20 protein-coding genes, 5 tRNA genes, 3 rRNA genes and 1 riboswitch are annotated in these 26,768 nt (G+C 31.9%); of the genes, 26 read left to right on the forward strand and 2 right to left on the reverse strand.

Annotated elements, in window-relative coordinates; translation table 11 throughout:
• Nucleotide 1: 1 nt before the first annotated feature.
• A complete protein-coding gene (gene frr / locus EXC62_RS02990; RefSeq protein ID WP_035375829.1) occupies nt 2–559 on the forward strand; it encodes a ribosome recycling factor in 558 nt (185 codons plus the stop codon).
• 83 nt (nt 560–642) lie between these two features.
• On the forward strand, nt 643–1,659 hold the full coding sequence (locus EXC62_RS02995) for an SPFH domain-containing protein (RefSeq protein WP_026390895.1): 1,017 nt from the start codon (nt 643–645) through the stop codon (nt 1,657–1,659).
• A 46-nt stretch (nt 1,660–1,705) separates the two neighbouring features.
• Here EXC62_RS02995 and EXC62_RS03000 read toward each other — a convergent pair whose 3' ends face one another.
• Nucleotides 1,706–1,954: a hypothetical protein gene (locus tag EXC62_RS03000; RefSeq protein ID WP_026390896.1), complete on the reverse strand. Its 249-nt coding sequence runs from the start codon at nt 1,952–1,954 to the stop codon at nt 1,706–1,708.
• A gap of 147 nt (nt 1,955–2,101) precedes the next feature.
• Between EXC62_RS03000 and EXC62_RS03005 the strand changes: the two genes are divergently transcribed.
• The 17 genes from EXC62_RS03005 to EXC62_RS03085 all read left to right on the forward strand — a co-directional run bounded on the left by EXC62_RS03005 (nt 2,102) and on the right by EXC62_RS03085 (nt 15,053).
• On the forward strand, nt 2,102–3,022 hold the full coding sequence (locus tag EXC62_RS03005) for a phosphatidate cytidylyltransferase (protein WP_026390897.1): 921 nt from the start codon (nt 2,102–2,104) through the stop codon (nt 3,020–3,022).
• Nucleotides 3,023–3,035: 13 nt separating this feature from the next.
• Nucleotides 3,036–4,565: an RIP metalloprotease RseP gene (rseP, locus tag EXC62_RS03010; protein ID WP_052589997.1), complete on the forward strand. Its 1,530-nt coding sequence runs from the start codon at nt 3,036–3,038 to the stop codon at nt 4,563–4,565.
• A 321-nt stretch (nt 4,566–4,886) separates the two neighbouring features.
• Nucleotides 4,887–6,409, forward strand: a 16S ribosomal RNA gene (locus EXC62_RS03015).
• Nucleotides 6,410–6,586: 177 nt separating this feature from the next.
• Nucleotides 6,587–9,427: ribosomal RNA gene (locus tag EXC62_RS03020) — 23S ribosomal RNA — on the forward strand.
• Between the two features lie 53 nt (nt 9,428–9,480).
• Nucleotides 9,481–9,589, forward strand: a 5S ribosomal RNA gene (gene rrf, locus EXC62_RS03025).
• Together the 16S, 23S and 5S rRNA genes with 1 tRNA gene alongside form the textbook arrangement of a ribosomal RNA operon.
• Nucleotides 9,590–9,663: 74 nt before the next feature.
• Nucleotides 9,664–9,740: transfer RNA gene (locus tag EXC62_RS03030), tRNA-Asn, on the forward strand.
• A gap of 74 nt (nt 9,741–9,814) precedes the next feature.
• On the forward strand, nt 9,815–10,120 hold the full coding sequence (locus EXC62_RS03035) for a GNAT family N-acetyltransferase (protein WP_026390764.1): 306 nt from the start codon (nt 9,815–9,817) through the stop codon (nt 10,118–10,120).
• Nucleotides 10,120–10,728 carry a 5'-methylthioadenosine/S-adenosylhomocysteine nucleosidase gene (gene mtnN, locus EXC62_RS03040; protein WP_052589958.1) on the forward strand — a complete coding sequence of 203 codons (609 nt, stop codon included), beginning with the start codon at nt 10,120–10,122 and terminating at the stop codon, nt 10,726–10,728. The genes EXC62_RS03035 and mtnN overlap by 1 nt, the downstream gene beginning before the upstream one ends.
• 12 nt (nt 10,729–10,740) lie before the next feature.
• Complete coding sequence (locus EXC62_RS03045) at nt 10,741–11,286, forward strand: DJ-1 family glyoxalase III (RefSeq protein ID WP_052589960.1); 546 nt, start codon at nt 10,741–10,743, stop codon at nt 11,284–11,286.
• Nucleotides 11,287–11,399: 113 nt separating this feature from the next.
• A tRNA-Glu gene (locus EXC62_RS03050) sits at nt 11,400–11,475 on the forward strand.
• Between the two features lie 19 nt (nt 11,476–11,494).
• A tRNA-Arg gene (locus tag EXC62_RS03055) sits at nt 11,495–11,571 on the forward strand.
• Nucleotides 11,572–11,579: 8 nt separating this feature from the next.
• Nucleotides 11,580–11,656: transfer RNA gene (locus EXC62_RS03060), tRNA-Pro, on the forward strand.
• A gap of 17 nt (nt 11,657–11,673) precedes the next feature.
• Nucleotides 11,674–11,748: transfer RNA gene (locus EXC62_RS03065), tRNA-Gly, on the forward strand.
• Between the two features lie 117 nt (nt 11,749–11,865).
• Entirely contained in the window at nt 11,866–12,069 is a 204-nt protein-coding gene (locus tag EXC62_RS03070; protein WP_026390765.1) for a hypothetical protein, read from the forward strand.
• A 134-nt stretch (nt 12,070–12,203) separates the two neighbouring features.
• A complete protein-coding gene (locus tag EXC62_RS03075) occupies nt 12,204–12,521 on the forward strand; it encodes an ArsR/SmtB family transcription factor (protein WP_052589962.1) in 318 nt (105 codons plus the stop codon).
• Between the two features lie 11 nt (nt 12,522–12,532).
• The gene (locus EXC62_RS03080) at nt 12,533–14,512 is read left to right on the forward strand and encodes a heavy metal translocating P-type ATPase (RefSeq protein ID WP_162140255.1); all 1,980 of its coding nucleotides are present in this window, start codon (nt 12,533–12,535) and stop codon (nt 14,510–14,512) included.
• Nucleotides 14,513–14,639: 127 nt separating this feature from the next.
• Complete coding sequence (locus EXC62_RS03085) at nt 14,640–15,053, forward strand: DUF2188 domain-containing protein (RefSeq protein ID WP_035375798.1); 414 nt, start codon at nt 14,640–14,642, stop codon at nt 15,051–15,053.
• Between the two features lie 14 nt (nt 15,054–15,067).
• Here the strand turns inward: EXC62_RS03085 and EXC62_RS03090 are convergent, their stop codons facing one another.
• Nucleotides 15,068–15,808 carry a glycerophosphodiester phosphodiesterase family protein gene (locus tag EXC62_RS03090; protein ID WP_035375799.1) on the reverse strand — a complete coding sequence of 247 codons (741 nt, stop codon included), beginning with the start codon at nt 15,806–15,808 and terminating at the stop codon, nt 15,068–15,070.
• Between the two features lie 131 nt (nt 15,809–15,939).
• On the opposite strand from EXC62_RS03090, the gene acpP reads away from it, so the two are divergent.
• The 7 genes from acpP to EXC62_RS03125 all read left to right on the forward strand — a co-directional run bounded on the left by acpP (nt 15,940) and on the right by EXC62_RS03125 (nt 26,760).
• Nucleotides 15,940–16,170 (forward strand): acyl carrier protein, encoded by a 231-nt coding sequence (acpP, locus tag EXC62_RS03095; RefSeq protein ID WP_026390767.1) that lies wholly within the window; start codon nt 15,940–15,942, stop codon nt 16,168–16,170.
• 96 nt (nt 16,171–16,266) lie between these two features.
• Nucleotides 16,267–16,356: riboswitch (SAM riboswitch) on the forward strand.
• 80 nt (nt 16,357–16,436) lie between these two features.
• Entirely contained in the window at nt 16,437–17,435 is a 999-nt protein-coding gene (locus EXC62_RS03100; RefSeq protein ID WP_162140256.1) for a methionine ABC transporter ATP-binding protein, read from the forward strand.
• Nucleotides 17,416–18,081 (forward strand): methionine ABC transporter permease, encoded by a 666-nt coding sequence (locus tag EXC62_RS03105; protein ID WP_026390769.1) that lies wholly within the window; start codon nt 17,416–17,418, stop codon nt 18,079–18,081. The genes EXC62_RS03100 and EXC62_RS03105 overlap by 20 nt, the downstream gene beginning before the upstream one ends.
• Nucleotides 18,082–18,096: 15 nt before the next feature.
• Nucleotides 18,097–18,903: a MetQ/NlpA family ABC transporter substrate-binding protein gene (locus EXC62_RS03110; RefSeq protein ID WP_026390770.1), complete on the forward strand. Its 807-nt coding sequence runs from the start codon at nt 18,097–18,099 to the stop codon at nt 18,901–18,903.
• Between the two features lie 109 nt (nt 18,904–19,012).
• Nucleotides 19,013–21,418 (forward strand): leucine--tRNA ligase, encoded by a 2,406-nt coding sequence (gene leuS / locus EXC62_RS03115; RefSeq protein ID WP_026390771.1) that lies wholly within the window; start codon nt 19,013–19,015, stop codon nt 21,416–21,418.
• A gap of 103 nt (nt 21,419–21,521) precedes the next feature.
• Nucleotides 21,522–22,319, forward strand: coding sequence for a DUF1189 family protein (locus EXC62_RS03120; RefSeq protein WP_026390772.1), 798 nt, complete (start codon nt 21,522–21,524; stop codon nt 22,317–22,319).
• Nucleotides 22,312–26,760 carry a PolC-type DNA polymerase III gene (locus tag EXC62_RS03125; RefSeq protein ID WP_162140257.1) on the forward strand — a complete coding sequence of 1,483 codons (4,449 nt, stop codon included), beginning with the start codon at nt 22,312–22,314 and terminating at the stop codon, nt 26,758–26,760. Before EXC62_RS03120 ends, EXC62_RS03125 begins: the two co-directional genes overlap by 8 nt.
• The last annotated feature ends 8 nt before the right edge of the window (nt 26,761–26,768 follow it).

Below are 26,768 nucleotides of genomic sequence, written 5' to 3' on the forward strand. Positions count from 1 at the left end.
TATGTTAGATGAACAAGTAGATTTAGTTTTACTGACAACTGAAGAAAATATGCAAAAATCAGTTGAAAGTTTAGAAAGAGAACTAGCAAGTGTTAGAACAGGAAGAGCAAATCCTGCTTTACTTGATTCTATATCTATAGATTATTATGGAGCATTAACTCCATTAAAACAAATTGCTTCAATTGGTGTGGTAGAAGGTACACAACTTTTAATTAAACCATTTGATAAGTCAACGATTAAACAAATCGAACATGCTATAAATGCATCTGATATAGGAATTGCTCCTCAAAGTGATGCTACAGGTATTAGACTTGTTTTACCTTCATTGACAGGTGAAAGAAGAAAAGAAATTAGCAAAAAAGTTGAAAAAATTGGTGAAGATATGAAAGTCGCAATCAGAAATATTAGACGTACTGCTAATGACGAAATAAAAAAACTTGATATGCCTGAAGATGCTGAAAAATCAGCGTTAGATGAAGTTCAAAAATTAACTGATAAGTATGTTAAAGTTTTAGAGGAAGTAACAGCCGCTAAAATTAAAGAAGTACAAACAATATAATAAATGAAAGACCTTAAATTATTAAGGTCTTTTTTTAAAAATAGTGTATAATGTTTTTATAATAATTTGAGAGGATGAGTTGAATGGTAATTTTAATAGCTAGTATCGTAGTTTTTATAGCATCACTTGTAGCACTAACAATACTAATACGTATTAGATGGAATGATAATAAGAAATCTTCAGGTTGGGGTAAAAAAGGTTTTTATTTGTTGCCTTTATCGTTATTATCATTTTTAATACTAATTTTTGGAATGTTTTCTAAAGTTAATGCAAATGAGGTAGGAATAATTTACCACGATAAGTATGGTATTTTGGATGAAGTTAAATATGAAGGATTTCAAAGAAAATCAATATTTGAACATATAACAACAATAAGTACAACTAATAAAACGAAATTTCTTGAAGTATATGCACAAACTAAAGATAGTATAAATGCACAATTCGAAATAACAATAACTTATAAAGTTGAATCTAAAAATGCGGGAAAATTTTATAAAGCTGTTGGTGATAAAAAAATAAGTGATGAACAATTGAATACTTTAATAAAAGAAAGTCTTCAAAGCATAAGTACTGCATATGATATATTTCAAATAATGGGTGGGGAACTTGATGAAGTAAGAAGTAAAGTTGCTGACTCACTAGAAATTAAATTAAATGAAAGATATCATATAACTTTAGTTTCTTTATCAATTGATGATGTTGATGCAGGAGCTAGAGTGGAATCAATAATTCAAGAAAAAGCAGAAGCTATTCAAAAAATTGAAATTGCTGAACGTGATCAACAAAGAGCAACAATTGAAGCACAAACAGAACTTTTACGTGCGAAAAATAAAGCGGAAGTTGATATTGCAATTGCTAAAGGTAAAGCAGAAGCAGATGAGTTATTAAATGCGGTTGCTGTTAACGCAATTTTAAAAATGTATAATAGTCAATTTGAAACGGAAGCGTTAAAAGCTGATTTTGAAGATAATAATAAAGGTGGATATTTGAAAATTCAAGAAGTTGGTGAAATTGTTGTTAAACAATTATACTATGATGTTTGGGATGGTAAATTACCAACTGTAGTAACTGATGGATCAGGAATTATTATTCAACCATAAAAAAAAGAGAATTTGTAAGATAACTTACATTTTCTCTTTTTAAATATTAGTCTACAAGAACAGTTGGTCTGCCACTTAAAATAATTGTCACAAGGTCAATTATCCAAAGTAGAGGTACACCAAGGAAAATCCATAGAAGTCCAACAATAGTTAATGTACCATTGTTTTTTGAAATACCCTTCACTAAACGATAAATTCCCCAAATGAAATCTAAACCTGGTAATGCTAAGATTGCTTTCACAAGTACTGGAAGATCATCCATAAAAGCAACAAATCCATTTTTACCTTTTGCCATAATTTTTCTCCTTTATTCTTAAATTATATAGATACATTATACAATAGGTGAAATAAAAAAGGTATTTATACGCATATAAAGAAAAAAACTTTAAAAAAAATAATAAAAAGGTTATAATATCAATAATAAAGTTATGAGGAGGAAAATATGAAAAAAAGAGCAATAACAGGGCTTATAATGGCACTCGTTTTTATTCCGTTAATTATTTTTCCTGAATTAGTTATTCCATTTCAAATATTAATGACAATTGGCGTAATAATTGCAGGACATGAAATGGTAGAAATGTTTAATAAAGAAAAACCGATGGGGACTAGAATTAAAGTTATTACTATACTGTTAACCTTAATACTTTTTATAGCAACATCGTTTTATACAACAAAACTTGAGAATTTAAATATTATTAATTATATAGGACCGAAATTTATTATTGCAGTTTTCTTGATTGTAATAATTGTATTAGGATTATTAGTATTTAAAGACGACTTTAAAGGTAATGATATTGGTAAAGTAATCTTAACGGTTTTCTACGTTGGTTTGGGAGCTAGTTCAATAGTAATACTTAGAGTCTTAGGATTAAGATTTATTACATATCTATTTTTAACAACAGTTCTAACTGATGTATTTGCATATACAATTGGTGTTAAATTTGGAAAACATAAAATGGCACCAAATATAAGTCCTAAAAAATCATGGGAGGGTGCAATTGGTGGAACGGTAGTTGCAACAATTATTGCTGGAACCTATGGTTTATTATTTGGAAAGATATTTCCATCAGGATTATTTAATCCAGAAGGTTATAAAACTCTTGTAGATGGTATTAGTGGATTAGGAAATTTAGATCTTTTAGGACAAGGATTAATAATTTTCCCATTAACTATTTTATTATCAACAGTTGGGCAAATTGGAGACTTGGTTGCTTCAAAATTAAAAAGAACTTATGATGTTAAAGATTTTGGAAACATTTTCCCAGGGCATGGTGGTGTGTTAGACAGATTTGATTCATCATTCTTCGCATCAATGTTTTTAGTGACAATGATTATGTTTTTAACAGCAACATCATTATTTTAATGGGGGAATTAACATGGATATAATTATTTTTATATTAGTATTAAGTTTAATAGTTGTTATACACGAATTTGGACATTTTTATTTCGCAAGAAAAGCTGGGATTTTATGTCATGAATTCGCTGTTGGTATGGGTCCGGTTCTATATCAAAAACGAAAAGGTGAAATTGCTTATTCAATAAGAGCAATTCCACTTGGTGGATTTGTTGCTATGGCAGGAGAAGAAATGTCAGATGCTTATATTAAAAAGGATCAAAATATTGGAATAAGAATCAATGAAGAAAAAGAGATAACTGATATTGTTTTAGATAATGATGTTAAATATGATCTTTTGGGAAAAGTTGTTGATTTTGATTTATATGGTGAGAACAACAAAGAATTATTTATAACTCTTGATGTAAATGGAGAAGTTATCAATTATAAAGTTCAAAGAAATGCAAAATATCGATTTAAAAAAGATAAAGAATTATGGATTACGCCAGCAGAAAAAAGTTTTGAAACAAAAACATTATGGCAAAGATTTTTAGTTATTTTTGCTGGGCCAGCGCTAAACTTTATTCTAGGATTCGCAATTTTATTCATTTTAGCTTTTTTTATTGGTAAACCAAGTAATAAAGCAATTGTTGGAAACGTAGATAGTAGTATTGTTGGAGAACAAATTAAAAAAGGTGATTTGATTAGTTCTGTAAATGGCAATGAAGTTACTAGTTGGGGAGATATTGGAAAATATATCTATGAAACTAAAAATAATAAAGCAATATTTACAGTTAATGGTGAAAATGTAGAAATTGATTTGTTTATTGCAATTCAAGGATTAGGTTTTGCTAACGAACAAGGAAATAATGATTTAGTTGCTGGGCAAATATTTGGAAGAGCGAAAGATTTAAAGGAAAAAGATAAAATAATTAGTATTTTCATGGGTGAAAAGAAAAATCAAACCGATGCTTATGTAACTGTAGGTACTTGGAATGAGTTAATTAATTATGTGTTAAATAATAAAGACTCTAAAAAAGTATTTTTAACAGTTGAACGTGATGGAAAGCAAATTGAAATTAACTATGATAATATTCCTGCGAAGACACTTGAAAAATTAGGAAATGATTATATTGCTTATGGAGCTGGGATAACCAGAGAAAGAAATTTTGATTTATTATATCCTTTTTACTATCCATTCCAAAAAATTGGAAGTGATATTAAAGAAATGGTTACAACTTTAGGACTATTGATTAGTCCAAATTCTGGTGTAGGATTAAAAGATCTTTCAGGACCAGTAGGAATTTTCTCTTTAGTTAGAGATGCAAGAAGTCAAGGTGTGATATCATTTTTCACTTTAGTTGCATTTTTAAGTGTTAATATTGGGTTTTTAAATTTACTTCCGATACCTGCTCTTGATGGAGGAAGATTAGTATTTTTAGGATATGAAGCAATAACAAGGAAAAAAGTTTCTAAGAAAATAGAAAATACAATCATAAATATTACGTTTATATTATTATTAGTGTTAATTGTATTTGTAACATATCAAGATATTTTCAGGTTATTTAAATAAAATATTTAAATAATAAGGAGAAAATTGGCTAAAAATAGCGGTTTTCTCTTTTTTTTACGAAAAAAACACATTTAATATAAAAAAGTGTTGACTTTACTATTACGGTAGTGTAGAATAATACAAGTCGAAAGCAGGAAGCAAGAAACAAACGAAAATAAAAAAACATTTTCTTTGAAAAAGTACTTGCAATCCTAAATCGAACGTGATATAATAATTTCGTTCGGTTCTGAAACCGACAAAGAAAAATCTTTGAAAACTGAATGATGATGAGAGCGTAATAAAGAATAAAAAAATAGAGCAATAATCAAATTCAAAATAAATTTAATGGAGAGTTTGATCCTGGCTCAGGATGAACGCTGGCGGCGTGCCTAATACATGCAAGTCGAACGAGAGTGCTTGCACTCTAGTGGCGAACGGGTGAGTAACACGTAGGTAACCTACCCCAAAGATGAGGATAACAGTTGGAAACGATTGCTAATACTCAATAGTTAATAGGAAGGCATCTTCTTATTATTAAAGATCCGTATGGATTACTTTGGGAGGGACCTGCGTCGCATTAGCTAGTTGGTGAGGTAGTAGCTCACCAAGGCGATGATGCGTAGCCGGACTGAGAGGTTGAACGGCCACACTGGGACTGAGACACGGCCCAGACTCCTACGGGAGGCAGCAGTAGGGAATTTTCGGCAATGGGGGAAACCCTGACCGAGCAACGCCGCGTGAATGAAGAAGCACTTAGGTGCGTAAAATTCTTTTATTAGGGAAGAATAGCTAGTATAGGAAATGATATTAGTGTGACGGTACCTAATGAATAAGCCCCGGCTAACTATGTGCCAGCAGCCGCGGTAATACATAGGGGGCAAGCGTTATCCGGAATTATTGGGCGTAAAGGGTGAGTAGGCGGCTACTTAAGTTTGAGGTATAAGCACAGTGCTTAACGCTGTGAGGCTTTGAAAACTGGGTAGCTAGAGTTAGATAGAGGCAAGTGGAATTCCATGTGTAGCGGTAAAATGCGTAAATATATGGAGGAACACCAGTGGCGAAGGCGGCTTGCTGGGTCTATACTGACGCTGAGGCACGAAAGCGTGGGGAGCAAACAGGATTAGATACCCTGGTAGTCCACGCCGTAAACGATGAGTACTAAGTGTCGGAAGAATTCGGTGCTGTAGTTAACGCAATAAGTACTCCGCCTGAGTAGTACGTACGCAAGTATGAAACTCAAAGGAATTGACGGGACCCCGCACAAGCGGTGGATCATGTTGTTTAATTCGAAGATACGCGAAGAACCTTACCAGGTCTTGACATCCCCTGCAAAGCTATGGAGACATAGTGGAGGTTATCAGGGTGACAGGTGGTGCATGGTTGTCGTCAGCTCGTGTCGTGAGATGTTCGGTTAAGTCCGGTAACGAGCGCAACCCTCGTTGTTAGTTGCCATCATTAAGTTGGGGACTCTAACAAGACTGCCAGTGATAAACTGGAGGAAGGTGGGGATGACGTCAAATCATCATGCCCCTTATGACCTGGGCTACAAACGTGATACAATGGCTGAAACAAAGGGAAGCGAAAGGGTGACCTGGAGCAAAACTCATAAAAACAGTCTCAGTTCGGATTGAAGTCTGCAACTCGACTTCATGAAGCTGGAATCGCTAGTAATCGCGAATCAGAACGTCGCGGTGAATACGTTCTCGGGGTTTGTACACACCGCCCGTCAAACCACGAAAGTCAGCAATACCCAAAACCGGTGGCCTAACCTGCAAAGGAGGGAGCCGTCTAAGGTAGGGTTGATGATTGGGGTTAAGTCGTAACAAGGTATCCCTACCGGAAGGTGGGGATGGATCACCTCCTTTCTAAGGAGCATAACAGTAAGAATAACTTACAAAAACTCTACTCTCTCGTCATATTCAGTTTTGAAGGATTTTCCTTCAATATATTTAATAAAAGTAATAAGTTCTTTGAAAAGTAGATAAATTCTGTCGTAACAAATAATAAAAAAGTTTAATTAGCAATAATTAAGCGCGTAAAAAGGTTAAGAAAGTAAGGGCACACAGTGAATGCCTAGGCACTAAGAGCCGAAGAAGGACGCAACTAACGGCGAAACGCCACGGGAAGCAGTAAGTATGTGAAGATCCGTGGGTATCCGAATGAGGGAACTCGGCATGTAGAAGACATGTCACGTCGAAAGACGAGGGAAACGCAGTGAATTGAAATATCTTAGTAACTGCAGGAAAAGAAAGTAAAAACGATTCTGCGAGTAGCGACGAGCGAAAGTGGAGGAGCCCGATACCATAATAGTTACAAAACTTTATGTGAGAAGAACAACCTGGGAAGGTTGACCAAAGAAGGTGAAAGTCCTGTAAACGAAGCATAAAGACTAGGGTATCAAAGAGTACAGCGGGACACGAGAAATCTTGCTGGAACTATAAGGAGGACCATCTCCTAAGGCTAAATACTACTTAGTGACCGATAGTGAACCAGTACCGTGAGGGAAAGGTGAAAAGAACCCCGGGAGGGGAGTGAAAGAGATCCTGAAACTGTGTGCTTACAGTTAGTCAGAGCCCGTTAATGGGTGATGGCTTGCCTTTTGCAGAATGAACCGGCGAGTTACGTTAACTAGCAAGGTTAAGCTTTAAGGAGCGGAGCCGAAGCGAAAGCGAGTCTGAATAGGGCGAATAAGTTAGTTGATGTAGACCCGAAACTGGGTGATCTAGCCATGAGCAGGTTGAAGTTTAGGTAAAACTAAATGGAGGACCGAACCAGGGCACGTTGAAAAGTGCTTGGATGACTTGTGGCTAGGGGTGAAATTCCAATCGAACCCAGAGATAGCTGGTTCTCCCCGAAATAGCTTTAGGGCTAGCGTTAATGAGTATTTTATGAAGGTAGAGCACTGAATGTGTGATGGCCCCACCTCGGGGTACTGAACACAATTAAACTTCGAATGTCATAAAAGTGAAATTAGCAGTCAGACTGTGGGTGATAAGGTCCATGGTCAAAAGGGAAACAGCCCAGACCGCCAGTTAAGGTCCCAAAATTCATGTTGAGTGGAAAAGGAAGTGGAGATGCACAAACAACTAGGAGGTTGGCTTAGAAGCAGCCATCCTTTAAAGAGTGCGTAATAGCTCACTAGTCGAGTGACTCTGCGCCGAAAATGTACCGGGGCTAAACATGATACCGAAGCTGCGGATTTGAAAGTAATTTCAAGTGGTAGGGGAGCGTTCTAACAGCGAAGAAGGCGTACCGTGAGGAGCGCTGGAGTGGTTAGAAGTGAGAATGCCGGTGTAAGTAACGAAAAGATAGGTGAGAATCCTATCCGTCGAAAACCCAAGGATTCCAGGGGAAGGTTCGTCCGCCCTGGGTAAGTCGGGGCCTAAGGTGAGGCTGAAAAGCGTAGCCGATGGATATCAGGTAGAGAATCCTGAACTAGTAAATAGACTGAAGGAGTGACAGAGGAGGATAACACTTGCCCCTTAGTGGATTGGGGTCGAGAATACGAGTCTGTGGTATAGGCAAATCCGTACCACGCGAAGGATGAGTATTGACAGGTAAAAGGTGATGACTTCAAACTCTCTAGAAAAGCTTCTAAGATTAATTTATTTACTACCCGTACCGTAAACCGACACAGGTGGGTGGGTAGAGAATACTAAGACGCGCGAGAAAACTCTTGTTAAGGAACTCGGCAAAATGACTCCGTAACTTCGGGATAAGGAGGACTTTTAATGAAAAAAGAAAGTCGCAGAGAATAGACCCAAGCGACTGTTTATCAAAAACACAGGTCTCTGCAAAACCGTAAGGTGAAGTATAGGGGCTGACGCCTGCCCGGTGCTGGAAGATTAAGAGGAGATGTCAGGAAACGAAGCATTGAATTGAAGTCCCAGTAAACGGCGGCCGTAACTATAACGGTCCTAAGGTAGCGAAATTCCTAGTCGGGTAAATTCCGACCCGCACGAAAGGCGTAACGATTTGGGTGCTGTCTCAACAAGAGACTCGGTGAAATCAAGATGCCGGTGAAAACGCCGGCCACCCGCGACAGGACGAAAAGACCCCATGGAGCTTTACTGTAACTTGATATTGATATTGGGTGCAGAATGTACAGGATAGGTGGGAGACTTGGAAGCTGGAACGCTAGTTTCGGTGGAGTCGACCTTTGGATACCACCCTTTCTGTATCTGATATCTAACCTCGGTAAGTGGATTACCAGGGACAGTGTCTGGTGGGCAGTTTGGCTGGGGCGGCCGCCTCCTAAAAAGTAACGGAGGCGCCCGAAGGTTCCCTCAGAATGGTCGGAAATCATTCATAGAGTGCAAAGGCAGAAGGGAGCTTGACTGCGAGACAAACAAGTCGAGCAGGTACGAAAGTAGGGCTTAGTGATCTTACGGTTCCGCATGGAAGGGCCGTGACTCAACGGATAAAAGCTACCCTGGGGATAACAGGCTTATCGCATCCAAGCGTTCACAGCGACGATGCGGTTTGGCACCTCGATGTCGGCTCGTCACATCCTGGAGGTGGAGAAGCTTCCAAGGGTTGGACTGTTCGTCCATTAAAGTGGCACGCGAGCTGGGTTCAGAACGTCGTGAGACAGTTCGGTCTCTATCCGTCGTGGGCGTTGGAAATTTGAAGGGTGCTGCTCCTAGTATGAGAAGACCGGAGTGGACATACCACTGGTGCACCAGTTGGCCTGCCAGGGCCACAGCTGGGTAGCTATGTATGGAAGGGATAAACGCTGAAAGCATCTAAGCGTGAAGCCCCCCTTAAGATGAGATTTCCCAATTTAGTAAGACCCCTTGAAGACGACAAGGTTGATAGGCTGGGTGTGGAAGCATGGTGACATGTGGAGCTGACCAGTACTAATAGGTCGAGGACTTAACCTTATAACTTACGTTTTATTTGTTACAATTTGAATTTATCTAGTTTTGAGAGATTGTCTGGTGACGATGGCGAAATGGACACACCTGTTCCCATCTCGAACACAGAAGTTAAGCATTTCAGCGTCGACAATAGTCCTATGGGGCGAAGATAGAACGTTGCCAGGCTCTCTTATTATTTTTATTTTTTTAATAAAAGTGTATTGACAACATAAGATACATTATATTATAATAACTATGCTGCCTACTTAGCTCAGTCGGTTAGAGCACTTGACTGTTAATCAAGGGGTCCAAGGTTCGAGTCCTTGAGTGGGCGCCACTTGATAATTTAACAACCTAATGGTTGTTTTTTTTATATAAAAATTGATATACTATTAATGGAGGCGATCATATATGAAATTTATAAATGAAGGTAATAGAATATATAATAAAGATGAGAATGGAAAATTATTAGCAGAAGTTACATTTCCATTTATTGAAGAGAAAGTTATAAATATTGATCATACATTTGTTGATCCATCTCTTCGAGGTGCTGGAATTGCAGGAGAATTAATGATTGAAGTATATAATTATGCAAAAGAAAAAGGATATACTGTTGTTAATACGTGTCCATATGCTGTTGCATGGTATAAAAAACATACTGATAAGCACGATGTTTTAAACAAGGAAATTGAACTACCAGAGGCATGTAGAATATAATGCGTTTATATGTACTAGCAATGGATGATGAAGCAAAAGATTTATTACCTTTTTTTGAATTAGTTCAAACTATTCCATATAAATTATATAAAAACAAAAATAATTTGTTGGCAATAACAATGATTGGTAAGGTTAATGCTAGTTTTGTTCTATCAACAGTATTAGCTACTTATAAAGTAACTGAAGTAGTAAATTTAGGCTTTTCAGGTGCAAATGGAGATTTTAATATAGGAGATATCTATATTATTGAAGAAGCAAGATATCATGATGTTGACGTGACAATGTTTGGTTATGAACATGGACAAGTTCCTAAAATGCCAGCAAGCTACTTTAGTGACCAAAATTTAGTATCTAGGTTTGATTATCCTAAGACTAAAATTTATACTGGGGATTGTTTTATGACTACTATGAAAGAGGGAAATTATCTTGTTGATATGGAAGTAACAGCCTTGTTTCAAGTTGCATATAGAACAATGATACCAATAATTTCAATAAAGGTTATTTCTGATGTTATTGGGAGAGAAAAGCATTTAGATGATTATGCAACCTTTGAAAAAACAGGAAGTTCAAAAATTCTTGAAATCTATAGACGAATTGAAAAACTTTAAGGAGGATTTTATATGAAAAAAGGCTTAATATTATTAAATAATAATGTTGAAGATATTGAATCACTTGCAACAAGAGATCTTTTGATAAGAAGTGGTTATAATATAACAACCTTTACATTAGAAAAAGAGTTAGATATTAAAACTGCGTATAATATGAGTATCAAAGTAGATAAATTGATTAAAGATATTGATGAAGTAAATTTTGATTTTTTAGTTCTTCCAGGCGGTAAACATGTTTCGGAGTGGGTTAATCAAAAAACACCGTTAAATAGACTAATAAACGAGTTTAATGACAATGGTAAGTTGATTGCTGCAATATGTGCTGCACCATTATTCTTAAGTAAAGCGGGAATCTTAAAAGACAAAGATTATACGGCTTTTCCAAGCGTTGTAAACGATATTGAAGCTATATATCATTCTGATGCAAAAGTTGTTAAAACAGGTAATGTAATCACTGCTAGATCTGCAGGAGTCACATTTGATTTTGCTTTTGAAATTGTAAATTATTTAGATGGAAATGATGCAGTAAATAAATTAAAGAAAAATATTATCTATTAAAAAAGATATTGCCTTATTAAGCCTTTTACTATTATTAAAAAAAAATAAAAAAAAGTGCATAAGTAGTTGACAATTGTAAATATTTTGGTATAATAATAAATGTGCTTATAAGTGGCCCGTTGGAGAAACGGTTAACTCACATGCCTTTCACGCATGCATTCACGGGTTCGAATCCCGTACGGGTCACCAATAAAGGATTTAATTATAAGCACCCATAGCTCAATTGGATAGAGCGTTTGACTACGGATCAAAAGGTTAGGGGTTCAACTCCTCTTGGGTGCGCCATAAGAGTTCGGGAAGTAGCTTAGCTTGGTAGAGCGCCTGGTTTGGGACCAGGAGGTCGCAGGTTCAAATCCTGTCTTCCCGACCATTAAAAATTAAATATATGCGGGTGTCGTATAATGGCTATTACCTTAGCCTTCCAAGCTAAAGACGTGGGTTCGATTCCCATCACCCGCTCCATATTAAAATTTGATAGATGCTTAAAAGCATCTTTTTTTTGTATTAGATATTGATAAATAAAATTGATGTAGTAATATAATAGGTAAAGGGTTTAATTAATATTAAGGGGGAAAAGGAATGAAATTTATAACTTATAAATCATTTGGTATTGAGTATAGTATAAATGTTGATAGTATTGAAAGAATTGAATATGATACTAGAGGTAATGAGTATAAAATCAAACTGAAAAATGATGATACACCATTTGTAGTGAATAGATTTGATGCTGATGATTTTGAAGATTTTTCAATAAGAATGAGACAAATTATCAAAAGTAATTAATTAGAGAAGTAAGTTAGAGATAACTTACTTTTTTTTATTTTTCCAAGAAATTAGGAATTAACTATTGACATGTGGATCAATAAAAGATATAATATGAACATGTGAACAAGTATTCATATGTATGAGGTGATTGAATGAATGAAAAGTTGAGTAATATAAAAGAAAGTATGATTAATAAAGAACTAAAGGATAGGGTAAGTAATTTGTTTAAAGTTATTTCTGATCCAACTAGAATTTCAATTCTATTTGCATTAAAAGGTGAAGATTTAACTGTTACAGAATTAACAATTATTTTAGATATGACACAAAGTGCAGTTTCACATCAACTTAGAGTTTTAAGAGATGCTAATCTTGTTATTAATAAGAAAATAGGAAAAGAAGTAATTTACCGTCTTGCAGATGAACACGTGCACATGATATTTAATCAAGCAATTGAACACGTTATAGAATAGGAGAAAGAAAGATGAAAAAAGAAAAACACAATCATGATCATCACGATCATGAACATAATAATGAGCATGAAGAAGGACATAGTCATGAAGATCATCACGGACATGATCATAAACATGGTAAGCATACATTAATAATTTCTGCGGTATTATTCTTTGTAGGTGTAATACTACATATTGTATCTAGATTTATAACAAATGATACTATTATGATGATACTTAATTTAATAGCATTAGTATTTGCAGGTACACATGTTATTTTTGAAGGAATTGAAGATACAATAAGTTCAACGATAAGAAAGAAAAAGTTCACACCAAATGTTCATATCTTGATGACACTAGCTGCAATAGGAGCTGTAATAATTGGTGATTATAAAGAAGCGGCATTATTAATTATAATTTTTGCGGGTGCACATTATTTAGAAGAATATGCTGAAGGGAAAAGTAAAAAAGAGATTAAGAAGCTTCTTAAACTTAATCCTACAAAAGCAAGAAGAATTCTTGAAGATGGTAGTATTGAAATAATTGATGTTAATGAATTAAAAATTGGTGATAAATTAAAAGTTCTAAATGGTGATCAAATTCCAACTGATGGAATAATTATCTCTGGTGAATCTGATATCAATGAAGCATCAATTACGGGTGAGAGTATACCAAGACTTAAAAGTATAAATGATGAAGTATTTGGTAGTACAATGAATGGTAATGGAACATTTGAGATGCAAGTTACTAAAGATAGTGAAAATACAGTATTTTCAAAAATTGTTAAACTAGTTGGTGAAGCTCAAACAAATATTTCTAAAACAGCGGTTCTAATTAAAAAGATTGAACCTATATATGTTACAGCAGTGATTCTACTTACACCTTTTATTTATTTATTCGGAAGATATATATTAAACTGGGGTTCAGTAGATAGTTTCTATCGTACAATGGTCTTTTTAATTGTTGCTTCTCCATGTGCGCTTGCTGCAACTGATATACCAGCAACATTATCAGCAATCTCAAATCTAGCGAAAAATGGTGTTTTATTTAAAGGTGGATCATATTTATCTAATCTATCAGAAATTGGTGCAGTTGCATTTGATAAAACTGGAACATTAACTGAAGGTAAACCGGTTGTTACTGATGTCTATTTTGCAAAAGAAGTAAATGAACTTGATAAACAAAAATATCTTGATATTCTAGTTTCAATGGAAAGTAAATCAAATCATCCACTAGCAACAGCAATTATTAATTATTTTGATGTAACTAAAAAAATTGAAGTTGAAGCAGAAAATATTATAGGCGTTGGACTTATTGCAAACTATAAAGATAAACAATATAAGATTGGAAAACCAACATCGTACAAAACAATTTCTAAAGAATTAGTGAATGTTACGCATGAATATTCTAATGAAGGTAAGACTGTTGTTTACTTCGGTGTTAATGAAGAAGTAGTATTACTTATTGCTATTCAAGATATTCCAAAAGAAAGTTCAAAAGTAGCAATTGATTTTTTAAACAAAGAAAATGTAAGAACAGTAATGATTACTGGTGATGCAGTTAAAACAGGTGAAGCAATAGGTAATAAACTAGGTATTAACGAGGTTATTGGTAATGTCTTGCCAGAAGATAAGGCAAACATCATAAAGGACTTAAAAACAAAATATGGCGTTGTAGCAATGCTTGGTGATGGAGTTAACGATGCACCTGCGCTTGTAACTGCTGATATTGGGATTGCTATGGGCGATGGAACAGATATAGCAATAGATGTTGCTGATGGTGTTTTAATGAAGAATGATTTAACAAAATTTGTTTACACATATAAAACTTCAAAGAAACTTAGAAGAATTGTATGGGAGAATATAATCTTTTCAATGTTAGTAGTCTTATTCCTAATAACAATTAATTTTTTCGGAAAAATGGAGATGCCACTTGCGGTATTAGTGCATGAAGGAAGTACTATTGTAGTTATTCTTAATGGATTAAGATTGTTAAAACGTATAAAAGTGTGATTAAATACGCTAAAAAAGCGTATTTTTTTCTTTAATAGTTTTTTTTAGATAAAAATAGAAACTATAATTTTGAAAAAAACTTAATATAAGATATAATATAATTATAAAAAGTACTGGAGGGATGAAAATGTGTTTTTTTAAGAAACGTAAAGCTAAGAAAGAAGCGAAACGTCAAGCTGAGTTGGAAGCTTTAAAAGCAAATGAGAAAAAAGCTATTGAAGATGAAAAAAAGGTTCCAAAAGTAGAAGAGAAAAAAGTTGAAGTTAAAAAGGAAGAACCAAAAGTTGTTGAAACTAAAGATGATGATAAAGATTCAAATAAAGTAGTCAAATATCATGTTTCGCAAAATAAAGATGATAAAAGTCCTAACTTTAAACAATGGAGAGTTAGAAAACAAGGTTCTCAAAAAACAATTAAATACTTCAATACTCAACTAGAAGCTATTGAATTTGCTGAGGATTTAGCTGAAAAAGCTGGCTCATCAATTGTTATTCATAAAGTTGATGGATCAATCAGAAAACAAGATTATACAAAAAAATAAACACGTAACTGTGTTTATTTTTTTAGTGGGATAAATCCTTCAAAAACGATGTTGTCATAATGTTTTAGCGCTAAATCATAATCATTTTGATTTTTAGCTGTATATGAGATTACTGTAAGTCCTTTTTTCTTTGCTTTATCAGCATATTTGTTCGGAAGATTATCGATGTTGTAACTAATAAAATCCGGTTTAGTAAAATGATTGAAGAATAAACTTTTCATTAAATACTTTAAGGGTTTTGACATTGTAGAAAGTTCATTAAAGTAAGAAGTTATTTGTCCTCTTATGTAATTCTTACGATATTTTTTTAAAATACTTAAAACTAAGGGATTAAATGAGAAAATAGCAAATTCACCATCATAGTTATCTAAGAGTGTAGTTAAATTTTTAAAGAAGGTTTTAAAGTTTCTATTTTGTTTTATTTCAATTAGTAAAGGAACTTTACCATCTACAAGTCTTAGTAAATCTTCGAATAAAGGAATTATCTCATCAGTATTTAAAAGCTTTAAATCTTTAACTGTATTTAAATTACAAGTTTTAATCTCAAGATCAACACCTGTCATTCTAAGTAAGTTATCATCATGGAAACAAACAATAGAACCATCAGTTAAAAAAGTGATATCAAGTTCAATAGCATAATTTTTATTAATTGCTTCTTTATAAGCAATGATTGAGTTTTCGGGAATTTTGTTATTATTGTTATGTAATCCTCGATGAGCGATTTGCCATTCTTTTAAAAAATTCAAGTTTTTCATTTTTAACATATCCTTTTTTGTGCTATAATAATTAAACAAGAAAAAACAACAAAAGTCAAGTAAACTTGATATGTTGACAAAATGTGTTAAATATCATAAAATATCTAGGAGTAATAAAGGAGGAGAGAAAAATGATTTTTGAAAGAATTAAAGAACTAGTTGTTCAAGAAATGAACATTCCAGCTGAAAAAGTTTCTTTAGAGTCAAGAATTGCTGAGGATCTTGGAGCAGATTCAATCGATGCTATTGAGTTAATCATGGGTGTTGAAGAAGAATTTGACATTGAAATCAGTGATGATGAAGCAATGAACATTAAAACAATCGGAGATTTAGTAGCTGTAATTACAAAGTTAAAAGCTTAATTTGCGGTTTAAGCCAAGATGATTCTTGGTTTTTTCTTAAATTGAAATATAATGTTGACAATAAAAAAGAATAATGATACAATCTTAACAATTAAATAGTTATCAAGAAGACGGGAGAGATATAGCTCTGTGAACGTCTACCAACCTGTAAAAATACAAAGGTGGTAAAGCTATAAGCGATGAGTGTTACTTAACAAAGTATTTATATAATCCTTATCGTTCTTGATAGGGATTTTTTAATTTTATAATCTAGAAAGGAGCACAAAATGATAGAGTTAGTTAATGTTAGTAAAATATATAAACTTGAGAATAAAAAAGAATCATTAGTATTAAAAGATGTTTCTTTATCAATTAATGAGAGTGAAAGCATTGGAATAGTTGGTTATAGTGGTGCAGGTAAATCGACATTAATTAGACTATTAAATGGACTTGTAAAACCAAGTAGTGGAAATGTTTTGGTTGATGGAATTGATATTAATAGTTTAAAGAAAAATGAATTAAACTTTTTAAGACATAAGATAGGAATGATTTTTCAAGACTATAATTTATTAAGTTCATTGAAAGTTATTGATAATGTTTTATTGTCATTGAAGATTTCAAAGTATAGCGATTCAAAAAGTGAAAACCTTGAACGAGCAAAAGAAGTATTAAATCTTGTTGGTCTTTCTGATAAGTTAAATGAATACCCTAAAAACTTATCTGGTGGACAAAGACAAAGAGTTGCAATAGCAAGAGCTATAGCAAGTAAACCAAAATATTTACTATGTGATGAAATAACATCCGCGTTAGATAATAATACTGCTCTTGAAATAATCGAGATTTTAAATGATATAAAAGAGAAAACTAATGTAACAATCATTTTTATAACACATCAATTAGAAATGGTTAGAAAGTTATGTGATAGAGTTGTTGTTATGGATAGTGGTGAAATTATTGAAGATCAAAAAGTTTTAGAGTTATTTATTTCACCAAAGACAAAAACAGCAAAAACATTGATTAATTTAAAAACAGAACTTGATGAATACAATGATAATACATTTATTTTAAAGTATAAGAATTCTGCAAATAAAGAAAGAATTCTTAGTGAAACAATTAAAAAGTTTGAAATTGATTTTAATATATTAAGTGCTAAAACATTAGATATTGGTAAAAATATAGTTGGATATCTTATTTTAGAAATAACAGGTAATAGAGTAGATGAAGCAATTATATATTTAAAGAATAAAGGAATTGAGGTGGAAAAATATGAAGTTGACACCTATTGATAAAGAAGAAATAATAGCTGCTTTTGGTGATACTGTATATCTATTATTTATAACAGCGATTTTTGTTATTATCTTTGGAATTCTTATTGGTTTTACTTTATATTTCACTGAAAGAAAAACTGATGAAGTACAGAGTGGTTTTATAAAAATTACTAATAGAGTTATAAGTTTTATTATTGATATAGCAAGATCTATTCCATTTATTATACTAATGGTTGTTTTAATTCCAATAACGGTTATTATTGTTGGAACAATGCTAGGAGCAAAAGCTGCTCTTCCAGCACTTATTATTAGTGCAACGCCGTTTTATGGAAGAATTGTTTATATGTCACTTAGAGATGTTAATAAAGGTAAATTAGAAGCTTTGAGGGCAATGGGAGCTTCAAATTTAACGGTAATTCTTTATATGACAAAAGAAGCATTGCCATCATTAATATCAGGACTTACTGTGACTCTTGTAACACTTGTTGGATTTATAACATCAGCTGGAGCAATTGGTGCTGGTGGATTAGGTGATTTAGCTGTTAAAAGAGCATTTGGCAATAATTTACAAGTTGCATATATTTGTGTACTGTTAGTTTTAATAATTGTATTTGTTATTCAACTAACAGGAGATTATTTAAGTAAAAAAATTGATAAAAGATAAAAGGAGAAAAAGAAAATGAAAAAAAGTATTTTAGGAGTATTATTATTAGTTTTAACAATCACATTAATAGGATGTGGTAAGAATAAAGAAAAAACAATTAAAGTGATTGCTACAGAAGAACCACATGCTGAGATTTTAAGAGAAGCAAAACCATTATTAAAAGAACAAGGATATAATTTAGAGATTACAGTTACTAATAACTATGAACTTGGAAATCCAGCGGTTGAAAATGGTAGTGCTGATGCAAACTACTTCCAACATATTCCATATTTTAATCAACAAAATAAAAATGGTAATTTAGTTAATGTTGGAGCAATCCATTTAGAACCAATTGGTTTATATGCAGGAACAGTAAATAACATAGATAATCTAAAAGATGGTGATGAAATAATAATAAGTGATAATGCACCAGATTACGGAAGAATTGTTGCATTTTTAGCAAACATTGGTTTAGTAACTACTATTGATGGTTTTGATCAATTAAAAGAAATAGATAGTCCTGAAAAAGGAATTGAAACTAAAAAAGTTAATTTTAAGTTTAAGATTATTGCTGCTAAACTTTTAGTAACTGCAAAGAATAATAACGAAGGTGCTTTATTTTTTATTAATGGTAACTATGCAATAACTGGTAATTTAGATGTTAAAACGGCATTAGTAACTGAGCTATCAACAAATAATCCATATGCAAATATTGTAGTTGTGAAAAAAGGAAATGAAGACGATCCAAAAATAAAAGCATTATTAGAAGTATTACAATCAGAACATATAAAAAACTTTATAAATACTAAATATAATGGAACAGTAATTCTTGTCAAAAAATAAAAATTATGATATAAACCACTTTAGAGTGGTTTTTATTTTAGATGAGATATGGAACGAAGTTAATAGTTTATGATATAATATAACTTGTTATATAAAAGAGGTGTATAGTATGAATTACGATTATAAAAAGATTGAAAAGAAATGGCAAAATTATTGGCATGAAAATCAATTGTTTAAAACAGAAAATGAAAATTTGAAACCTAAAAAATACATATTAGACATGTTTCCATATCCAAGTGCTTATGGATTGCACGTTGGACATATTAGTGGTTATACAGCAACTGATATTTTAAGTCGTTATTATAGAATGAAAGGTTTTAATGTTTTACATCCTTTTGGTTGGGATGCATTTGGACTTCCAGCAGAACAATTTGCTTTAAAAACTGGAAAAGATCCAGAAGAATTTACTAAACAAAACATTGAAACATTTAAAAGACAATTAATTGAATCTGGAAAAGGGATTGATTGGAGTAGAGAATTATCAACTGCTGATCCTAATTATTTCAAATGGACACAATGGATATTTAAAAAATTATATGAACATAATTTAGCAGAAATTAAAGATATAGAAGTTAATTGGTGTGAAGAACTTGGAACAGTACTTGCTAACGATGAAATTTTAATTGTTGATGGCATGATGGTATCTGAAAGAGGAAATTATCCAGTATATAAGAAAGCTATGCGCCAATGGGTACTTAAGATCACTGAATATGCAGATAGACTATTGGATGATTTAAAGCTTGTAGACTGGCCAGAAAACTTAAAAGAAATGCAAAGAAACTGGATTGGAAAAAGTACAGGAGCAATCATTAATTTTGATTGTTTAGGAAGTGAAATTAGTTTTGATGTTTTTACAACAAGACCTGATACAATTTATGGAGCAACTTACTGTGTATTAGCACCTGAAAATCCATTGGTTTTAGATATTGTAACTTCAGATGAAGAAGAAAGTGTTAGAAACTATATTATAACAACAAAGCAAAAATCTGATTTAGAACGTCAAACAAATAAAGAAAAAACTGGTGTGTTTACCGGTGCATATGCAATTAATCCAGTAAATAATAAAGAAATTCCGATTTGGATTGCAGATTATGTTTTACCACATTATGGAACAGGTGCTGTAATGGCTGTGCCTGCTCATGATGATAGAGATAATGAGTTTGCTATTAAATATGGATTAGATATTATTGAAGTAATTCAAGGTGAAACAGATGGTGCATTTACCGGAGATGGAGTTCATTACAATAGTGGAATAATTGATGGCTTAAATAATTCTGAAGCTAGTGAAAAAATTATTTCTTATTTAGAGAAGATTAAAAAAGGATATGCGAAAAATAACTATAAACTGCGTGACTGGGTATTTTCACGTCAAAGATATTGGGGAGAACCATTTCCGGTAGTCTTTGATGAAAATAATAATATTTACGTATTAAAAGATGAAGAATTACCATTAGAGTTACCGAAGATGAAAAATATTAAACCAAGTGGAACCGGAGAATCACCACTAGCAAACGCACATACGTGGTTAAATATTGAATATGATGGTATGAAAGTAAGACGTGATACTAACACAATGCCTCAACTTGCAGGTAGTTCATGGTACTATATCGGTTATATTTTAAAAGAACATTTAGGAATGATTCCACTTAACACAGAAGAAGCTAAAAAAGAATTAAAAAAATGGCTCCCTGTTGATTTATATGTTGGTGGTACAGAACACGCTGTTGGGCATTTACTATATTCAAGATTTTGGCATAAATTTTTATATGATTTAGGAATTGTTGATACAAAAGAGCCTTTCTTAAAATTAGTGAATCAAGGAATGATTTTAGGACCAGACAATACTAAGATGAGTAAATCACGTGGTAATGTCATTAATCCAGATGATATAATCTTTGAATTTGGTGCAGATACCTTAAGAGTATATGAAATGTTCATGGGACCAATTGAAGCAGAAAAAGCCTGGTCAACTGAAGGTGTTGCAGGAATCAAGAGATTTTTAGATCGCATGTTTAGAATGTATTCATTTGAAATTGTTGATAATGTTGATGAGTTAAATATGATTCATCACCAAACAATTAAAAAAGTAACTGAAGATATTGAGAAAATGGGATACAATACTGCAGTTAGTGCCTTAATGGTTTTTGTTAATGAAGTATATAAGGTTAAAAAGATGAGTAAGAAACAAGCAAGAGATTTCTTGAAACTATTGAATCCATTTGCTCCTCATATAACTGAAGAGATTAATAAGGAAATATTGAAACAACATGAAACATTACTTTATTCAGAGTGGCCAATATATGATGAAGCATATTTAGTCTTAGATGAGGTTGAAGTAGTTGTTCAAGTTAATGGAAAACTAAGAGCAAGATTAAGTGTTGCTAATAACACAAGTAAAGAAGAATTAGAAAATATCGCACTTAATAATGAAAATGTTTCTAAGCATTTAGAAGGATTAACAATTAGAAAGATTGTTGTAATTCCAAACAAACTTGTTAATATAGTTGCAAACTAATTTTTAAGGATAAGAATAGTCGAAATGATTATTCTTATTTCTTTCAAATAATCCCTGAAAAGCAGTTATATTATGCTATAATATTTTATAAGGAGTTGATTCTATGTATAAACGATTTAAAGCAAGTTTAACAAAACCTAGTATGGTTTTTTTATATATAAAAGATTCGTTTTGGAAAGTTTTTTCATATCTTTTGATAATGACAGCTCTTCTTACAATTCCAGCAATTGTTGTTTCTATTAGTAAACCTGAGATGTTATTCCCAAGTTATAATGAAATAAATAATGGAATAAATAAAGAATTTGTAAATGCAAATTTAAAAATTGAAAATGGTAAGTTAATTAATGAGAATGCAACAAGTAAAAACTTTGTAATTGATGATTTCACATTTGTTGTTGGAACAATTCCAAGAACAAATACCCCATATATTATTTTATTTGAAGAAAGTAGGGTTACTCTCTATATGAGTGCATCTACAATGGCAATTGAAATATCAAGTTTTAAATATGAGAATAGCGAATTGAATAATATCGTTTTTTCAACTGATGAAGCAAATATTGTAACTAAAGAGACAATTAAACTCTTTGATTCAAGTTTAATTGTGGTGTATGTTTCACAAATTTTTATTGGTTATTTACTAGATTATTTATTGATTGCTCTTGTATTAACAGCATTATCAATGATGATGCGAAGATTACCTTTAAGTTTTGGTAATATTTTTAAAACGAATATTTATCTATTAACAGGGTGGGTTATTTTCAATTTGATAATAACATTGTTTGGATTTAACGACCTATATTATTTTACTATAATAGTTGCGTATGTTTATCAAATGATTGCATATCGAATGATTAGAGTTGTTAAGACAAATGGTTCAAAGAAGGAAAATGATGATGAATAAGTATGATTTATTTTTGAAACAAAAAAATTATGATAACGAAATAATAAAAAACTCAAAATTAAAGATAGTTGATGTATATCCAAAAAAAGATGAGTGGGTTTTTTTCATAGAATTTAATGATTTTATTGATGCAGATTTGTTATTTTCTTTTAGTAAAACAGTTAAAGAATATTTTAATAATGCAGCAGTCAAAAAAATTGATATTAAAGTAGTTCATAATAACAAAAATAATTTCTCTAAATATGCATTAAATTATTGGGATAGTTCAATTCATTATTTATGTAATATTAAACCATCTTTTTCTGCATTAGAAAATTATAACGTTACTTATGAAGAAAATAAGTTTTTAGTACATATTGATAAAGATAGTGTTTGGGTTAAAGAATATTTTAATGAAATATATAATGTTTTTAGAGATATTAAAATTGAATCAAAAATCGAATGTTTTATTGATGAAAACTTATCAACAATTAAACAAAAGATTGATGAAAGAATTGAAACAAGAACTGAAAGACTAAATGAAAATAATTATGTTCCTTCAAAGAGGGAAGTAAAAGAAACGAAAGTTTTAAACCGAAATCAAAAAGCTCAAAAAGTTAGAATAAATACAATTCCAATGGATCAGTTTGGAATTGATAAATATAAAAATCAAAATGGAAATACAAGATTTGTTATTGAGGGAGAAATTGTTGAAGTTGAAGTTAAAGAATTAAGAACAATTAAGCTTTTAGAAATGACAATTGCTGATCAAAATGATGCAATAACAATAAAAAACTTTATTAATAATGATCGTGATTTTGAATTTGGTAAATCCTTAAAGGCCGGAATGTTTGTAGAGGTTGAAGGAGAGGCACAATTTGATACTTATGTTCACGAAGTGGTAATAATGGGGCGAAAGATTTCTATTATTGAAGGAATTGAAAAACAAAATAGACTTGATAAATCAAAAGAAAAAAGAGTGGAATTACATCTTCATACAAAAATGTCAGATATGGATGGTGTAACGGAAGTTAAAGATTATGTTGATAGAGCACTTGAATGGGGACATGAAGCAATCGCATTTACTGACCATAATGGTGTTTATGCTTTCCCAGATATTTTAAAAGCTACGAAAGGGAAACCAATTAAACCAATCTATGGTGTTGAATTAGATATGGTTGATACTGAAAAATTTGTTGTTGTTTCAAATGGTGAAGAATCAAGAAATCTTTTGGAAGAAACATATATCGTTTTTGACTTGGAAACAACAGGTCTATCAACAACCAATGATTTAATTATTGAAATAGGAGCAGTAAAAGTTAAAAACACAGAAATTATTGATAGGTATCAAACATTTGTTAATCCAAATATGTTGTTATCAGAATTTACTAAAGGATTAACTAATATAACTGATGAAGATGTTGTTAATGCACGTCAAATTGAGGATGTTTTACCGGAGTTTATTAGTTTTATTGAAGATGGAATTTTAGTTGCTCATAATGCTGCATTTGATATTAAGTTTATTACAGAAAAAGCAATGAGAATGGGATTAAAGATTGATAATACATATATTGATACATTGAACCTTGCTAGATATTTTTATAATAAAGATTTAAAGAGATTTAATTTAAAAGCATTATCTAGATTTTTTAAAGTAGAACTTGAAAATCACCATAGAGCTGATCAAGATGCTGAGGCGACAAGCAAAGTTTGGATTCAAATGCTATATAATCTTCGTGATTGGGGAATTAAAACAACTACCGATTTGTATAATTCAATAGATAAAAATGAATCATATAAACATCTAATACCTTCACACATTACCGCACTTGCTAAAAATCAAACGGGATATAAAAATATATTTAAGATTGTAAGTAAGGCATTAACAAAGAATTTCTATAATGGACCAAGAACAATTAAAGAAGAACTTAATGATTTAAGAGAAGGTGTTTTAATTGGGAGTGCTTGTGACTTTGGAGATGTTTTTGAAGCTGCATTAAACGGAAGAGATATTGAATTAGATAAAGCAATTAGTTTTTATGACTACATTGAAGTACAACCACCAAGTTCATATATGCATCTAATGGAAAATAATAGCAATGATGGTAAAGTAATTATTGAAGCTACAATTACAAAAATAATTAAATCTGCTAAAAGACAGAATAAAATTGTTGTAGCAACAGGAAATGTTCATTACTTGGATGATGAAGATGAATTGTATCGTAAGATTTATGTTAGAACTCCGGTTGTGGGTGGCGGCTTACATCCTTTGCATGGAGCTGAAAAATTACCTAAACAATATTTTAAAACAACAAATGAAATGCTTGAAGAGTTTAGTTTTTTAGATTTGGATTTAGCAAAAGAAATTGTTATAACTAATACAAATTTAATAAATAAACAAATTGAAAGTATTAAAGCTTTCCCAGACGAATTATATTCATTGCCAGATGATGCATTTACTGGTATTGGAGTTGAAAGTATTGAGAAAGAAACAAAACGACTTGTTTATGAAACAGCTCATAAGCAGTATGGTGAAAAACTTCACCCAATTGTTGAAGCGAGAATTGAAAAAGAATTAGATAGTATTATTGGGAATAAATTTGCCCCAATTTATTACATATCACATTTACTTGTTAAAAAATCACTAGATGATGGATATCTAGTAGGTTCTCGTGGATCTGTTGGTTCAAGTTTTGTAGCTACATTAATGAGTATTACTGAGGTAAATCCATTGAAACCTCACTATCGTTGTAAAAATGGTGATTTCACAGTTTTCAATTTAACAAAAGAAGAATTATTTACATACGGAATAAGTGAGAAAGAAAAAGAGTTTCAAAAATATTTTGAAAATGTTCAATCAGGATTTGATTTACCTGATCAAGTTTGTCCAATTTGTGGTGAGAAACTTATTAAAGATGGTCATGATATTCCGTTTGAAACTTTCCTAGGATTTAAAGGAGATAAAGTTCCAGATATTGATTTAAACTTCTCAGGAGATTATCAATCTAAAGCTCACTCATATGTTAGGGAGTTATTAGGTGAGGATTATTCATTTAGAGCTGGAACTATTGGAACAGTTGCTGATAAAACAGCATATGGTTATGTTTTAGGTTATTTAGAAGACAATAATATTATGCTTAGAAAAGCACAAATAAAAAGATTAGCTGATAAAATTAAAGGTGTAAAAAGATCGACTGGACAACACCCAGGTGGGATTGTTGTTGTTCCGAAAAATAAAGAGATTTTTGATGTTACACCAATTCAATATCCAGCTAATGATACATCAAGCGACTGGTATACAACACATTTTGATTATCACTCATTTGAGTCTAATTTACTGAAGTTGGATATATTAGGGCACGATGATCCAACAATGATTAAGTTCTTAATGGATTATGTTAAAGAACATCAAGATGATTTTCCTTTTAGCGATGCAAGAGATATACCATTAGATGATAAAGAAGTTTTAAGAATGTTCCAAGAAACAAAAATATTAGGTCTTAAAACCGATGATATTATGAGTGAAGTTGCTTCATTCGGTATTCCAGAGTTTGGAACACCATTTACACGCGAAATGTTAAATGATACTAAACCTAATAGTTTTGCAGGGCTAGTAAAAATATCTGGTTTATCCCATGGAACTGATGTTTGGCTTAAAAATGCTAAAGATTTAATTGCTGGGACAACCGAATATGAAAAAATATCTTTTGATGATATTATTGCTTGTCGTGATGATATTATGGTTCAATTAAGTGATATGGGATTAGAACCTTTAAAAGCATTTGAAATTATGGAGTTTGTTAGAAAAGGGAAACCAAGTAAAGATACTAAAAAATGGAATACTTATGTCGAAGAAATGGAAAAGCATGATGTTCCAAAATGGTATATTTGGTCTGCAAGTCAGATTAAGTATATGTTTCCTAAAGCACATGCTACTGCCTATGTAATTATGGCGATTAGAATTGCATGGTTTAAGTTTTATAAACCACTTCTGTTCTATAGTGCATTTTTCTCTAAACGTGCTGTACAGTTTGATTATGAAGCAATGGTTTCAGGAGCTAACGCGATTAGAAATCGAATTAATCAATTAGAACAAATACCAATGTATCAAAGAAAAGTTAAAGATAATGATTTATTAGTAACATTAGGAGTTGCACTGGAAATGACTAGAAGAGGATTTAGATTCTTACCTGTTGATATTGATAAATCGGAAGCAACAACGTTTGTTATTGAGGAAAAAGGAATTAGAATGCCGTTTGTTTCTGTAGATGGACTTGGCGAACAAGTTGCTTATGGAATTGTAGAAGCAAGAAACGAAAAACCTTTCAACTCAGTTTCTGATGTTCATAAGCGAACAAAGATCAATAAAACTGTTCAAGTGTTATTAAAAGATTACGGCGCTTATGGAGAATTAAATACGGAAAATGATGTGATTGATATAGGATTATTTGCAGAAATTTAAAGAATAGT

Source organism: Haploplasma axanthum, assembly GCF_900660745.1.
GTDB classification, from domain to species: Bacteria; Bacillota_I; Bacilli_A; order Acholeplasmatales; family Acholeplasmataceae; genus Haploplasma; species Haploplasma axanthum.

Bases quoted from the DNA above. Each gene is read 5' to 3' on its own strand.
- acpP (WP_026390767.1), top strand. From the start codon at position 15,940: ATGATTTTTGAAAGAATTAAAGAACTAGTTGTTCAAGAAATGAACATT.
- EXC62_RS03005 (WP_026390897.1), top strand. From the start codon at position 2,102: ATGAAAAAAAGAGCAATAACAGGGCTTATAATGGCACTCGTTTTTATT.
- EXC62_RS03075 (WP_052589962.1), top strand. From the start codon at position 12,204: ATGAATGAAAAGTTGAGTAATATAAAAGAAAGTATGATTAATAAAGAA.
- EXC62_RS03085 (WP_035375798.1), top strand. From the start codon at position 14,640: ATGTGTTTTTTTAAGAAACGTAAAGCTAAGAAAGAAGCGAAACGTCAA.
- EXC62_RS03070 (WP_026390765.1), top strand. From the start codon at position 11,866: ATGAAATTTATAACTTATAAATCATTTGGTATTGAGTATAGTATAAAT.
- EXC62_RS03100 (WP_162140256.1), top strand. From the start codon at position 16,437: ATGATAGAGTTAGTTAATGTTAGTAAAATATATAAACTTGAGAATAAA.
- rseP (WP_052589997.1), top strand. From the start codon at position 3,036: ATGGATATAATTATTTTTATATTAGTATTAAGTTTAATAGTTGTTATA.
- EXC62_RS03120 (WP_026390772.1), top strand. From the start codon at position 21,522: ATGTATAAACGATTTAAAGCAAGTTTAACAAAACCTAGTATGGTTTTT.
- EXC62_RS03080 (WP_162140255.1), top strand. From the start codon at position 12,533: ATGAAAAAAGAAAAACACAATCATGATCATCACGATCATGAACATAAT.
- leuS (WP_026390771.1), top strand. From the start codon at position 19,013: ATGAATTACGATTATAAAAAGATTGAAAAGAAATGGCAAAATTATTGG.
- EXC62_RS03090 (WP_035375799.1), bottom strand. From the start codon at position 15,808: ATGAAAAACTTGAATTTTTTAAAAGAATGGCAAATCGCTCATCGAGGA.
- frr (WP_035375829.1), top strand. From the start codon at position 2: ATGTTAGATGAACAAGTAGATTTAGTTTTACTGACAACTGAAGAAAAT.
- EXC62_RS03045 (WP_052589960.1), top strand. From the start codon at position 10,741: ATGAAAAAAGGCTTAATATTATTAAATAATAATGTTGAAGATATTGAA.
- EXC62_RS03105 (WP_026390769.1), top strand. From the start codon at position 17,416: ATGAAGTTGACACCTATTGATAAAGAAGAAATAATAGCTGCTTTTGGT.
- EXC62_RS03125 (WP_162140257.1), top strand. From the start codon at position 22,312: ATGAATAAGTATGATTTATTTTTGAAACAAAAAAATTATGATAACGAA.
- EXC62_RS03035 (WP_026390764.1), top strand. From the start codon at position 9,815: ATGAAATTTATAAATGAAGGTAATAGAATATATAATAAAGATGAGAAT.
- EXC62_RS03110 (WP_026390770.1), top strand. From the start codon at position 18,097: ATGAAAAAAAGTATTTTAGGAGTATTATTATTAGTTTTAACAATCACA.
- EXC62_RS02995 (WP_026390895.1), top strand. From the start codon at position 643: ATGGTAATTTTAATAGCTAGTATCGTAGTTTTTATAGCATCACTTGTA.
- mtnN (WP_052589958.1), top strand. From the start codon at position 10,120: ATGCGTTTATATGTACTAGCAATGGATGATGAAGCAAAAGATTTATTA.
- EXC62_RS03000 (WP_026390896.1), bottom strand. From the start codon at position 1,954: ATGGCAAAAGGTAAAAATGGATTTGTTGCTTTTATGGATGATCTTCCA.